This window comes from Methylobacterium goesingense, assembly GCF_022179225.1.
Lineage (GTDB): Bacteria > Pseudomonadota > Alphaproteobacteria > Rhizobiales > Beijerinckiaceae > Methylobacterium > Methylobacterium goesingense.
Window position 1 is genome coordinate 1 of sequence record NZ_BPQL01000153.1, and the last position, 12,173, is coordinate 12,173.

General features: G+C 64.0%; 12 protein-coding genes. 8 read left to right on the forward strand and 4 right to left on the reverse strand.

Annotated features, from left to right (window positions below):
- On the forward strand, window positions 1-626 hold a 626-nt coding region (locus tag MFF30_RS21775), incomplete at its 5' end, for a DDE-type integrase/transposase/recombinase (RefSeq protein ID WP_238282104.1).
- A gap of 122 nt (window positions 627-748) precedes the next feature.
- On the opposite strand, the gene MFF30_RS21780 is transcribed toward MFF30_RS21775, so the two are convergent.
- Together MFF30_RS21780 and MFF30_RS21785 are read right to left on the reverse strand one after the other, a co-directional pair.
- Window positions 749-1,033: a hypothetical protein gene (locus tag MFF30_RS21780; RefSeq protein WP_238282106.1), complete on the reverse strand. Its 285-nt coding sequence runs from the start codon at window positions 1,031-1,033 to the stop codon at window positions 749-751.
- Between the two features lie 4 nt (window positions 1,034-1,037).
- Window positions 1,038-1,418, reverse strand: coding sequence for a hypothetical protein (locus MFF30_RS21785; RefSeq protein WP_238282107.1), 381 nt, complete (start codon window positions 1,416-1,418; stop codon window positions 1,038-1,040).
- Between the two features lie 272 nt (window positions 1,419-1,690).
- Here MFF30_RS21785 and MFF30_RS21790 point away from each other — a divergent pair, with 272 nt between their 5' ends.
- The 6 genes from MFF30_RS21790 (at window position 1,691) to MFF30_RS21815 (ending at window position 6,259) form a co-directional block, all read left to right on the forward strand.
- Complete coding sequence (locus tag MFF30_RS21790; RefSeq protein WP_238282108.1) at window positions 1,691-3,232, forward strand: TadE/TadG family type IV pilus assembly protein; 1,542 nt, start codon at window positions 1,691-1,693, stop codon at window positions 3,230-3,232.
- Window positions 3,229-3,810 carry a TadE/TadG family type IV pilus assembly protein gene (locus MFF30_RS21795; protein WP_238282109.1) on the forward strand — a complete coding sequence of 194 codons (582 nt, stop codon included), beginning with the start codon at window positions 3,229-3,231 and terminating at the stop codon, window positions 3,808-3,810. Before MFF30_RS21790 ends, MFF30_RS21795 begins: the two co-directional genes overlap by 4 nt.
- Before the next feature lie 21 nt (window positions 3,811-3,831).
- Complete coding sequence (locus tag MFF30_RS21800; RefSeq protein WP_238282110.1) at window positions 3,832-4,401, forward strand: TadE/TadG family type IV pilus assembly protein; 570 nt, start codon at window positions 3,832-3,834, stop codon at window positions 4,399-4,401.
- Window positions 4,402-4,658: 257 nt separating this feature from the next.
- Complete coding sequence (locus MFF30_RS21805) at window positions 4,659-4,877, forward strand: hypothetical protein (RefSeq protein ID WP_238282111.1); 219 nt, start codon at window positions 4,659-4,661, stop codon at window positions 4,875-4,877.
- Between the two features lie 418 nt (window positions 4,878-5,295).
- Window positions 5,296-5,940: a nucleotide-binding protein gene (locus tag MFF30_RS21810; RefSeq protein WP_238282112.1), complete on the forward strand. Its 645-nt coding sequence runs from the start codon at window positions 5,296-5,298 to the stop codon at window positions 5,938-5,940.
- 13 nt (window positions 5,941-5,953) lie between these two features.
- On the forward strand, window positions 5,954-6,259 hold the full coding sequence (locus tag MFF30_RS21815; RefSeq protein ID WP_238282113.1) for a hypothetical protein: 306 nt from the start codon (window positions 5,954-5,956) through the stop codon (window positions 6,257-6,259).
- A 1,017-nt stretch (window positions 6,260-7,276) separates the two neighbouring features.
- Here MFF30_RS21815 and MFF30_RS21820 read toward each other — a convergent pair.
- Window positions 7,277-8,440 carry a replication initiator protein A gene (locus MFF30_RS21820; RefSeq protein ID WP_238282115.1) on the reverse strand — a complete coding sequence of 388 codons (1,164 nt, stop codon included), beginning with the start codon at window positions 8,438-8,440 and terminating at the stop codon, window positions 7,277-7,279.
- 369 nt (window positions 8,441-8,809) lie between these two features.
- Between MFF30_RS21820 and MFF30_RS21825 the strand changes: the two genes are divergently transcribed.
- Window positions 8,810-9,799: a site-specific integrase gene (locus tag MFF30_RS21825; RefSeq protein ID WP_238282116.1), complete on the forward strand. Its 990-nt coding sequence runs from the start codon at window positions 8,810-8,812 to the stop codon at window positions 9,797-9,799.
- A 66-nt stretch (window positions 9,800-9,865) separates the two neighbouring features.
- Here MFF30_RS21825 and MFF30_RS21830 read toward each other — a convergent pair whose 3' ends face one another.
- Complete coding sequence (locus MFF30_RS21830; protein WP_238282117.1) at window positions 9,866-11,566, reverse strand: flagellin N-terminal helical domain-containing protein; 1,701 nt, start codon at window positions 11,564-11,566, stop codon at window positions 9,866-9,868.
- Window positions 11,567-12,173: the final 607 nt, after the last annotated feature.

Genomic DNA, 12,173 nt, shown 5'->3' on the forward strand with positions numbered 1-12,173 from the left:
CCTATATCGTCATCAAGGCTGCCGCCGAGTTCCGCGACAAGACCACCGCGCCCAACCAGCTTTGGCAGACGGACTTCACCTACCTGAAGGTCGTTGGCTGGGGCTGGTACGACCTGTCGACGGTCCTGGACGACTTCTCACGCTACATCGTGGCGTGGAAGCTGTGCACGACGATGCAGGCCAGCGACGTCACCGCCACGCTCGACCTGGCGCTGGGTGCGGCTGGGCTCGATCAGGCGCGGGTGATGCAGCGGCCACGCCTGCTCTCCGACAACGGGCCGAGCTACGTCGCCAGCGACCTGGCTGACTGGCTCGCCAGCCGAGGCATGACCCACATACGCGGTGCGCCCTGCCATCCTCAAACGCAGGGCAAGATCGAGCGTTGGCATCAGACGCTCAAGAACCGCATCCTGCTCGAACACGCCTACTTGCCCGGCGAGTTGGAGACGCAGGTTGCCGACTTCGTCGAACACGACAACCATGCCCGAGCCCATGAGAGCCTGAGCAACCTCACGCCCGCTGACGTCTACTTCGGACGCGGCGAAGGGATCCTGGCCGAGCGGGAACGCATCAAGCGCCAGACCTTGATGGATCGCCGCTTGCGCCATCACGCGCAGGCTGCCTAACCTCTCACCCCAGATGGACCAGAGCCTCTGCTCCTGAACACCGCTGAATGTCCCAAATCATCTGACGACGGACAGTCGCCGCAGGCTACGATGTCCTTGACCCAACCTGATCGGATGCCGCTCTAGACTGTCCCCCGGCGCAGGCTCTCGGCGAGATGGAGGGCTTCGAGGACCGCCTTGCCGATCCGGTCGGCCTCGTCCTCCCCCGCCGGGTTCGCGAGGACGACGGCGACCTGGCGCGGAACGGACAAAGCGTCCGCGCTCACCGTAACCTGCAACTCGTCGCCGTGGGGCGCCTCGATGCGGCGCAGGCCCACGCGCAGCCCGGCGACGTCCCCGAAGACGTGGTCCAGGCCGGCCAGGGCCTCGCGGCCGTTGCGAAAATCGCCGTTGATCACATCCGCCATTGGTCTACCGCCACGCGTCCGCTCGCTCCGGCACATGGCTCGCCCCGAAGCGCGAACCGGCCAGCGTGATCTTTCTTACGGAGGACGGACGCGTTTCACCATGGGTCGGCGGCGCGTAGCTGCGGCGCGATTGGGCGTGGATGGCTTCCCCGAGGGGGCCTTCGGCCGTCCGGAGAGCCGCCATCGTGCAGGCCGCCGCCACCTTCAGACCGAGTTCGTGCATGTGGCTGCGGCCGTAGAGGTAGGCCGCCAAGCGCGCCCGCTTCCGCTCCGGAATGTCGGCGATCAGGCGCGACAGCGTGTCGGCATCGGCCCGGTAGACCCGTCCGAGTAAGTCGAGGGGAACGGGGCAGGCCTCGAGGTCGATCGAACGATCCGTGATCACGATGATACCTGCTTCCCGCAAAAGGCAGGCTGGTCAGGATATGGTTAACCGATCGTGCATGCCCCAAGTGCCCGAACTCGGTATGAACTGCCAAGCTATATCCCCTCCCCTGGCCTCGAGGTGGTACGCATCCGAAGGCTCAAGAGCCGGTTGATCGAAGCTGATCGACAGGATTGCAACCGTATGGTGTGGCAATTCCGGGCCGTTTCGATCGGATTCTTTCTCTCGATGACGTAGCGAATTCGTTTACGTCGGCCTGCGATGCTCGGCGTATGTTCGGGACGTTTCCCACTGCATCGATTATTGCTCGCCTCGGGACCGACGAGCGCGGCGGCGTTGCGGTCATCTTCGCGCTGACACTGATTCCGCTCCTCGCCCTCTCCGGCATGGCGATCGACCTCAGCGCCAACACCAATGCCCGCCGCAAGGCTCAGAACGCGGTCGACGCGGCCGCCCTCTCGCTCGCCAAGCTTCCCTCCGGACTGACGGACGCGGATCTGGCCGACCGCGCCAAGCGCCAGGTGACGGCCGCGATGGCGGAGAGTCAGGCGACCGGGGTCGATGTCGCCACGTTCCGTTCGGGCGAGACCATTCGGGTGACCCTGACCGGCGCGACGCCGACGACGCTGGCGCGCGTGGTCGGCTTCACCAGCCTGGGCCTGAACGTGTCAGGGACCTCGAAGCGCGGGTCGGGCAACCTCGAAGTGGCCCTCGTCCTCGACAACACGGGCTCGATGGCCGGTGCCAAGCTCGCCAACCTGAAGACGGCGGCCACCGATCTCGTCAACAACCTCTTCGAGGAGGTCGATCCGGCCAAGCCGAACGCCCTGAAGGTCGCCGTCGTCCCATTCTCCATGACGGTGAATGTCGGGGCGAGCCGCTCCGGGGACGCCTTCATCGACAAGGACGCCCTCGCCTCCTACCACTCCCAGATCTTCGCCATGAAGGCCAACCGCCTGGCCCTTTTCACGAAGATGGGCGTCGCCTGGGCCGGATGCGTCGAGAGCCGTCCCGCGCCCTACGACGTCGACGACACCCCCGCGAGCCAGGGCGTCCCCGACAGCCTGTTCGTGCCCTACTTCGCCCCGGACGAGTCGGACAAGGACGGCAACGCGGCGAACGACTACCTCGACGACTACAGCGATATCCTTAGCCAGTACCTCGTCACCGGCGACCGCAAGCGGCAGGGTCAGACGGCCAAGTACGGGACCCCCTGGAAGGTCTCGCGGTCGGACAGGGGCGGGGCCGGTTACATCTACGGCCCGAACGCGGGCTGCGAGCTCCAGCCCGTCACCCCGCTGACCACCTCGAAGGCCACGGTCACCGCGGCTATCGCGAGCATGAGCGTGATCGGGGACACCAACGTCGCCCTCGGGCTCGCCTGGGGCTGGCACGTGCTCTCGCCGACCGGCCCCCTGGTCAGGGGCGCGCCCTACACGGACACCACCACGCGCAAGTTCGCCGTGGTGATGACGGACGGGCAGAACACCAGCGCCTACCGATCCAACAGCAACGAGTCGGTCTATTCGGGCATCGGCTACATCTGGGCCAATCGCCTCGGCACGACATCGTCGGACACCGCGATCCGCACTCGCGCCATCGACGGGCGGCTCGCCCTGCTCTGCTCCAACATGAAGAGCGCCGGCATCCAGATCTTCACGGTCCGGGTCGAGGTCAGCGAAGGCACGAGCGACCTGCTGCGCAGCTGCGCCAGCAACCCGTCCATGTTCTACGACGTGTCCGATTCCGGAAACCTGACGGCCACCTTTCGGGCGATCGGGGCGCAGATCAGCGAATTGAGGATCTCGCGGTGACGCGCGCCGTCACGGGGCATCGTCCCTGGCGCCGTCTGCGTGGCGCCCTCCGCCGCTTCCGGTCCGGGCAGGACGGAGCCACCGCCGTGGAGTTTGCCATGGTGGGAATGCCCTTCTTCGCCCTCATCTGTGCCCTGTTCGAGGCCGGCCTTCTGTTGCTCTCCCAGCAGACCCTCGACAACGCCCTCGACTATGCCGCCCGAACCGTGTTCACGGGCGCCTTCCAGGAGGGCTACGACGGAACGCCGGCGGCGGACCGGCTGCGCAGGGCGGTCTGTTCTCAGGTTACGACCTTCCCCTGCGCCGATGTCCTGATCGACGTCGCGACCGCGTCGAGCTTCGCGGCCCGCTCCGTCACCAGCCCCTACGATGCCGCGACGAAGAGCATCGCGGCCAGCTTCGGAAAGACGTTCCAGTGCCCGTCGGGCAACGACGTCGTCACGGTGCGGGCGGCCGTCGTGGTGCCGCGCTATTTCAGGTTCCTCGACCCCGACGCCTTGGCCATAGGCACGGCCTCGCGCCTCGTGGTCTCGACGGTGATCTTCCGGGCCGAGCCCTATGCCATGGGCAAGTGCTGAGCATGGGCGAGGACTGACCCCATGCGCATTCCGCTTCAGCACCTCCGCAACGCGGACGGCATCGCCGCCGTCGAGTTCGCCCTTGTGGCGCCGTTCCTCATCCTGCTCCTGATGGGGACCGTTGAGTTTCCCCGCGCCTACGGTATCAGCCAGGGCCTGGAGAAGGCCGCGCGGACCATGGCGGACCTGATCTCGCGCGGCAGCCTCAACAGCGTGGACGACGTCTACGCCGCTGGCGCCGCCGTGACCTTCCCGTACGATACCTCGGCCGCCCGGATCGTCCTCACGGCCGTCGGCGTCTACGCCAAGGGCCAGGGCCTCGTGGCCCGCGTCTGCTCGACGGCCGCCCGGAACGACACGGCCCCCGCCGTGGATTCTGAACTCGGCGATCCGATCCCCTCAGAGGCCAAGGCGGGTGCGCGCTATGTCACGGCCAAGGTCACGTACCGCTACCTTCCCGTCTTCGGCATCTTTCCCGGGCTGGATCAGCTCACCTTCACCAAGACGGTTTCCTGGCCGGTGCGAAGCACCGGCGCCAACAGCCTCGCCGAAACGGTCCTGCCGGGCGGAAAGGCCTGCAAGGCCACCTGACAGGGACAGCCCCGCGTCGTTACGCGCAATTCGCTCTGCATTTATAATGCTACCATGCTGCAGCATTACAGAATGGTAGCGAAAATCACTCCCCGTAAGTCTCGTGTTTTGTGACGGAATTTCTCCGTGCCGGCAGGCGGTCCGGCCGCTCGCGAGCGAGGATCGGCACACACGGGATGATGAACGTCCTTGCCCGGAACCGGGTTCGGGAGCGAAGGTTCTGTTCTGTGGCGCGACGCTGCGAAAGGCCTGCTGCGATGACCAAGCTCCTCCTCGGTACAAGCATGACCATCGGCCTCATGCTGAGTATCAGCACGGCGACGATGGCATCTCCCGGCGACGGTCTCGATCGTGACGCGGCGCGGACGGGCAACAGCAACATGGGCGAGATGCACCGCAACGCGACGGGCGGCAGCATGATGGGCCGCTCCATGCGGAGCACCCGCATGATGAAGCACCGGCGTCATCACCGCTGATTGCGTGAACGCCGGTTCCGGGTCGCACCGAGACGTGCCCGAGCCCGGGAAGGAGATCGCGCTTTGGACCGCTCCATTGCCGTAGTGTCGATCACATGCGCGATGCCGAGCGGCCGCTTCGTCGTACGATCCACCCGGGTTGTCGGATGGGGTGCGAAGCCTCTGTTCGATGGACCAGTTCCACGCATCCCTCCCATCTGGTGGCGAGCGCCAAAGATTCTATGGTCCTAAAGCCTTCTCTGACAAAGGCTTTTTACGAATCTACATCATGAGAGCATTTTAGCATTACATCGCTACAGCATTAATAGATGATAGTGCCTTGATGCTGTAGCGCTACAGCTTTCTGATGCCACACCATGATAGCGTCTTCACGCTGTCCCGCTTTCCCGCTACAGCAGGGCAGCACGACAGGATCGCGATGCGCACCATCACGCTTGTCACCCAGAAGGGTGGCGCCGGGAAAACTACGATTGCCGCCTCCTTGGCCGTCGCAGCCGCACAGGCCGGCGAAAAGGTGATCGCCCTCGACCTCGATCCGCAGGGGTCCCTCGCGGCCTGGGGCGATACGCGTTCCGTCGAAGAACCGGCCGTCGATCGAATCGGACCGGACAATCTCGCGAACCTGTCCGCGATCCTGAAGGCCCTCGCAGCCGAGGGCTACACCCTGGCGATCCTCGACACGGCTGGCATCGCCTCCACCGGCGGCAACCTGGCGATGCAGGCAGCGGACCTCGCCCTAATCCCGGCGCGTCCGTCCCGGCTCGATCTTCAGGCCACCTTGCCGACCATCGAGGCCCTGATGCGCCTCGAGATGCGTGAGCGCTTCGCCTTCATTCTGAACCAATGCCCGGCCGGGCGCAGCTCCCGCGCGACGGAAGCCGCGAATGGCCTCGGGATGTTCGGCGTACTGGCGGAACCCATGCTCACCCAGCGGGCCGATCACCAGGACGCCCTCGCGGCCGGGCAGGGCGTTACCGAGTATGCCCGCGACGGCAAGGCTGCCGACGAGATCCGAGCCCTCTGGATTTGGGCCGCACGCAAGATGAAGGGCACCAAGACATGATGGGCCTCCCGGTATGACTAAGCGTCCGTCCATCATCGGCGGCCTGAACCTTCCCGGAACCGAAGCCCGCGCGGCGATCGCCGACCGGCCTCCGGAGGCGCAGGCTCCGGCGAAGCCGGCGTCGCGCAAGGCCCGACCCGACATCGTCCATACCTCCGTCTACCTGCCGCGTGAGGTCCATCGTCGCCTGCGGGAGATCGCATTTACCCGCGACGTGAAGATCCACGACGTCATCATGGAGGGGATCGACGCCGCGCTCCGGAAGCACGGACACCCAACCGTCGAGGCACTTAAGGTTGGGCGCAAAGCGGGGGACTAGATCGCATTGCTGCGATGCCATCGTGTTTTAATGCTACAGCATGACAGCACGGCAGCGCGATCACGGTTTCATGCTGTCATGTCGTTCTAAAGGTTTGAAAAGGCATATTTTTCTTCTCTAAGATCTCTGTCCGCTGGGGTCGCGAGAAGGCTTGGAAGCAGCAGAACCCCGTTGTGGAAGGGCTACCGCGGCAGCTAAGATGAAGTGCATCTCAAACGGGTCGCGTGGCTCCCAGATCGTGCGTAGTGGCATGTCACGTCCATCCGGCGCTGGGACCGTGCCCTCGAAGACGACGCGCGATGGCCCCTTCGATACGATCACTTGCTCGCCTGGTAGGTTCAACATGACGTGTTGCGCGAGCGCGCTCCCCAGGGTGTCCGGCTCCTTAGGCCTAAATCCGAAGCTAAGCAGATACGCGGTCTTCGATTATCAGAAAGGCACGCCATCAAACGGTGACGTACATGCAGCCGTACGGCCTCAAAGAAAATTGTAATTCCCGATAAGCGTTTTTCTCGAAAGTTTGATGGCTCCGGGGCTGCTCGCGCTTGAGGGCCAGGATGTTTTGACCACCGGGAGGAGGCGAGGCACGCGAACCACACCCGCCGCGTCACCAAGATCGGATTTCTGGTCACGTGGTGGTGTGTTTCCCCCCTCTTTCGCCCCTCCGTGAGGACGTTAAAAGATCTGTTAAACAGTTAAAGACGCGCGCGCGTTGTTAGGGTTTTGCAAACCCCTGATTTGTCTGGCGAAATTGGGGGTGTTTATCCGCGGAGTGACGAAGTGCGTTATCCGCGGAGTGACGAATCTTTATCCGTAGAGTGACGAATCCAACATCCGCAGAGTGACGAATCCCGGGGGCTCGGAGGCGTCGATTATCCGCAGAGTGACGAATCCGCGTCGGGCGCGGCTGCAAAACACCGGCTTCCATGTCAAGAACGAACTGCCCAGTTCAAGGTGCATTCCGATAAAGTCGTTCAACGACAAGGCTTTGCGGCGATTTATCCGCGGAGTGACGAATCAATCGCCCTTCGTGACGGGTCGACGCACCGATTTGCGGCGCGCGCCTTTCGGCTTGAGCTTGGGAAGCGTCACCAGATCGCTTTCCATGACTGCAAGACCGCCTTCGCTGCGGCCGTAGAAGACTACGGAATCGTCGCTGTGCAGGAATACGAGATGGTAGCCGGGCAGGGACCCCGCCTCGCCGATGCCGCGCACGGTCGCCCGGAACTTGAACAGGGGCTGGCGGCTGCCGACCTTCTTCTGCAGCAGATCGAGGCCGACCTTCCAACGGCCTTGGTCGCCGCAGTGCTTGCGGGCCAGCTCGTAGAGCCGCTTCTCGGTGGCCTTCCGGAGCTTGAAGTAGTCCTGATCGATGCTCAGCACCTCCAGCGCCATGGCGGCGTCGAAGGTGAACGCGCTGAGCGTGATGCGCAGCTCCTCGAGGCGGTTGTTCGGCCCCCGGGTGATCGTCTCCCAGGCATCGATCAGGCCAAAGCCCTTGGTCCGGCGCCGGGCCGGCTTACCCGTCGCGATCGAGGTCTTGATGCGGGTGCCGACAAGCCGTTCCAGGGCCTGTTCCAGCAGGTCGTAGCCGCGCCCCGACGTGCTGCGGTTGGTGAAGGTCAGGACATCGTGCGCCTTGATACTGACCGTGCGGGACACCGGTTCGCCGCGGTTCACGGCGTCGACCACCTTGGACACGCAGGTGAGGACGATGTCCTTGTCGTGGATGGTCGCCCGGCCCTTCACGGAGGGCGTCACCTCCAGGGTCACGCCGTTGTGCTCGTAGGTCAGGATGCGCTGGTCGCCGTCCTCGATCGCGTAGACGGGATGTTCCATGGTCGCCAGTTCGTCCTTGGGCGCCGCGGCCCGTCCGGTGGCGATGAACAGGTCGATCTGCTGCGTGAGGGCTTGGCTTGGGCTCTCGGGTTCGCCGGACTGGCCGCTGGCGGCCTTTGGCGCCGTCTCGAGGGGCGGCGCCTGGATCTGGGCTGCCGGCCCTCCTGAGGCCCCTCCCGAGGCCTCCTGGCGCTTCTGTGCGCCCGCCCCGGTCCGCTCCGTCGCGGCCTGCTGGCGCTCGGCATCCGCCAGGACCTCCCGGCCGAGGCCTTCGAAGGCTTTGGCGAGGTTCGGGTCGAGGTCGCCCAGCAGGTCGCCGAGCTGCTTTGGCCTGCCGCTCATTCCGCAATCCCCGGATGCCGGTCGGGCGCATCGCCGGACCCTGGAAGACGCCGGCGCCGATCCTCCGGCAAGCCTTGGCCACGCGGTCCGGGATTTCTGGGACCACCGAGGCGCGCTTCGCGGTCGAAGGGTTCGAGGTGCAGCGCGTATTCGGCCGGTGGACGGGACGGTGTCATGAAGGTTTCTTACCCGGTCTTTCTGTTAAAACCGATGGGTCGCCGAGGTTCGAACCCGGCGCGGGCCTTCCGATGCAAGGCGTCGAATTCGTGTGGGCCGATTTCCAGGGGTTCGATGCCCCCGGCACCGGATTGCACCCGGCGCCGCGCCGCGCCATTCTGGGGCGGAGCCCGAGCCCGGCACGGAGATCGCGTGACCACCGCAACGATCTTTTCGCCGACCGCGGGGGACGGGCTTCTCCCCGAACCCGCCACCGACATCCCCTCCGAACTCGCCGCGGTCGTTCGCGCCTACCAGCGCGCGAGCAAGGCGGAGGCGACCTTGCGGGCCTATCGCGGCGACGCGGTGCTGTTCCAGGACTGGTGCGCCCGGTACGGGTTTGCCGCCCTGCCGGCCTCGCCCCGGGCCGTGGCCGGGTTCCTGACGCACGAGGCGGAGAGGGGCCGGGCGGCCTCGACCATCGGCCGGCGCTGCGCCGCGATCCGCTACGCGCACAAGCTCGCCGGCCTGCCGGACCCGACCGACGACGCGGAGGTGCGGGCGACCCTGAAGGGCATCCGGCGCACCATCGGCACGGCGCCGGTGCAGAAGGCCGCCGCCACCGTCGAGGTGCTCGCCGCCATGCTGATGCGTACCCCCGACACGATGACCGGCAAGCGAGATCGCGCCCTGCTCGGCCTCGGCTTCGCGGGGGCCTTCCGCCGCTCGGAGCTGGTCGCCCTCGACGTCGCCGACCTGCGCGAGGACCGGGACGGCCTGCGGGTCCGGGTGCGGCGCTCGAAGACGGACCAGGAGGGCCGCGGCTTCGAGAAGGCTATCCCGCACGGGCGCTTCATCCGGCCGGTCCTCCTGGTGAAGGACTGGCTCGCGGCCGGGGGGATCACGGAGGGGCCGGTGTTCCGCCCCGTCTCGCGGGCGGGCCGTGTGCGGGCCGGTGCGCCGCGCCTCACTACCCAGGCCGTTGCCGACATCGTCAAGCGCTACACCGGGGCCGCCGGCCTCGACGCCGCGACCTTCGCCGCCCACTCCCTGCGGGCCGGGTACATCACCACGGCCGCCGAGCGCGGCGCGGATCTGGCCCGGATCATGGACCAGTCGGGCCACCGCGATCCCCGCACGGTGGTGGGCTACATCCGCCGCGCCAACGCCTTCAAGGATCACTCGGGAAGCGGGTTCCTGTAGGGGCCGCTCAAACGCGAAACGGCCGGGGTTTCCCCCAGCCGCCCGTCGTCGTGAAGGCCGATCCGTTTAGCGGAGCAGCTGCAGGATGCCCTGCTGCGCCGTGTTGGCGAGCGAGAGGGCCGAGATGCCGATCGACTGGCGGGTCGACAGGGCCTGCGAGTTGGCGGCTTCCTCGTTGAGGTCCGCATTCGTCAGGTTGGCCGCACCGGTGTCGAGAATATTGCTCAGCTGCTTGGAGAAGTCCTGACGGTTTTGTACAACCGTAAGGTTCGAGCCGAAGGTCGAGGCTTGGGTTCGAAGGGTAGAAGACGCAGTAGTAAGCTGCGACAATGCAGTCTTGATATCATCATCGCTTGCAAAATTGCTGCTCGTCGTGGCGATCCCTAGACCGGCAGCATCCAGTTTAGACCCCTTGATGTCGAGCGAGCTGGTGTCCTTTTCGTTGAAAGAAATGTGAAGAGTGTTTTCTTTCGGATCTGAGCCAGAACGGTAAAGTAGATTGACGCCGTTGTAGCTGGAGTCCTGGGCCTGCTGCGTGATCTGCGTCAGCAAATCATTGAACTGCTGCGCCAGAGCAGACCGTGCGTTGGCACCGTTTGCAGACGTCGAACCACCACCCGTCCCAGTCGCCTTACCAGCCGCAATAGTGGTGGCGCTCGTGTTGACGCCAAAACCGATATCGCCGGCGCCTGCTGAGGTCACCGTGATTTTCTGGTCCGCTCCACTATCGGTCGTACGGATCGTAATAGCGCCAGTTGCGTCATCACCTGAAGCGATCACCTTACCCTGCAGACCAACGTCACTTTGAATCTGCTTGTTAATAGCTGTCGCAATCGCTGCTGCCTTATCACCGGTCGCGAGAGAAGCGCCAGAAGCTGCGGCTTTAAGGTCAATTTTTTTTGCCGCACCATCGCCAAGCTGGATGTTGATAGAGTAATCAGTTGCAGCTGTAGCACCAGCCTTAGCTGCAGCAACACCTGTCGCGCTCGCGCCAGTCGCACTTGCCTTGGTCGAACCATCAGTGGCGTTGACGCCAGTTGCGGTTAGAGCTGTGAAACTGGTCGCAGCGAAGCCGATGTCCTTCGTGGCCCCCGTAACAGCCTCGATTTTGAGAGTGGAATCAGATCCGGTCGCGGTCGATTTGAAGTTCAATCGTCCGTCTGGCGTCAAGCTGGCCGTTACCTGTGCTCCGGCACCTCCCTTATCAGTCAGCTGCTTGTTGATTTCGCTAAGGATTTCGTCGCTAGTTACCTTCTTGAGATCAGCAGCTTTTCCGGCTAGTGCATTGCCATCGATTGTAACAGTCGTAGCAAGATTATTCGCATCGGTGACCTTGAAAGCGGCCGAGTCTGTCGACGTCGAGAAGTCGATGGTGCCATCGGCGGTACCAGCAGCAGCTTTAATAGAAATACCGGCGGTGATGTTTGCTCCAGTAGCACTGGCCCCTGTCGCGCTCGACTTCGTCGCCAGCGCCTGATTGGCCGTCGATTTGGCCGAATCGACCAGCTTCTGGATCGAGGTGATGCCTTGATTTGCAGCCTGGATAGTCTGAATACCATTTGAAATACCGTCAAGGAGGCCAGATAGATCCTTGGAGCGGTTGTTCAAAGACTGTGCTGTAAAGAAGTTTGTTGGATTATCGAGGGCTGAATTGACCTTTTTGCCAGTAGACAACTTGTTCTGGGTTGCCGAAAGGAGGTCCGCGGTGCCCTGCAGCGAGAGCAGGTTCTGGCGGGTCGCGGCGGTCAGGGTAATGCCGGAAGACATTTCGGTTTGATCCTTCTGATCAATGACCCCTCTATTTGCGAGGGCGCCTCACCAGATGGCGCGAACTGCTAAGCAGGCGTTAAAATGTTCCGCGCTTACGCAAGCTGATCATGACTTCCGATCGTATGGTTTACGATTGATGAAGGCATGGTCGGCCCCGGTCGACGGCACTCGCAAACCTGCACCGGAGGCCTCGGTCCGACTCGATCATCGGGACCTTTTCGATCTCGACCGATCCTGCATGAGAACCGGCTCTTCCGTCCGATCGCGGTGACGGCCGCGCTCGGCCACATCCGCGCGCAGCACGCTGAGGGTCTCGCGGCCGCCAGCCACAGCTGTCGCGGGAACCGCGACCGGCCAAAACCTATCCTAAAATCTGGTATATTGTATTTTACATACGTTTTCATGTGTTCTGTCGTGAGGATCCGTCTCATGACGCTGATGAGGGCGCGTCCGTGACACGGCTTTAATCCCGCTCACCGTGTGTCGTGCGACACGTCGAGAATGAAAACGGCTTCCTATCTTCAGTTCAGACAGACAGAAACGGACCAGAGACCTGGTTCGTACGAAACTGGAGAGACAAAGCCATTATGAAGACCCGTATCGC

Bases quoted from the DNA above. Each gene is read 5' to 3' on its own strand.
- MFF30_RS21780 (WP_238282106.1), bottom strand. From the start codon at position 1,033: ATGGCGGATGTGATCAACGGCGATTTTCGCAACGGCCGCGAGGCCCTG.
- MFF30_RS21790 (WP_238282108.1), top strand. From the start codon at position 1,691: ATGTTCGGGACGTTTCCCACTGCATCGATTATTGCTCGCCTCGGGACC.
- MFF30_RS21800 (WP_238282110.1), top strand. From the start codon at position 3,832: ATGCGCATTCCGCTTCAGCACCTCCGCAACGCGGACGGCATCGCCGCC.
- MFF30_RS21805 (WP_238282111.1), top strand. From the start codon at position 4,659: ATGACCAAGCTCCTCCTCGGTACAAGCATGACCATCGGCCTCATGCTG.
- MFF30_RS21810 (WP_238282112.1), top strand. From the start codon at position 5,296: ATGCGCACCATCACGCTTGTCACCCAGAAGGGTGGCGCCGGGAAAACT.
- MFF30_RS21815 (WP_238282113.1), top strand. From the start codon at position 5,954: ATGACTAAGCGTCCGTCCATCATCGGCGGCCTGAACCTTCCCGGAACC.
- MFF30_RS21820 (WP_238282115.1), bottom strand. From the start codon at position 8,440: ATGAGCGGCAGGCCAAAGCAGCTCGGCGACCTGCTGGGCGACCTCGAC.
- MFF30_RS21830 (WP_238282117.1), bottom strand. From the start codon at position 11,566: ATGTCTTCCGGCATTACCCTGACCGCCGCGACCCGCCAGAACCTGCTC.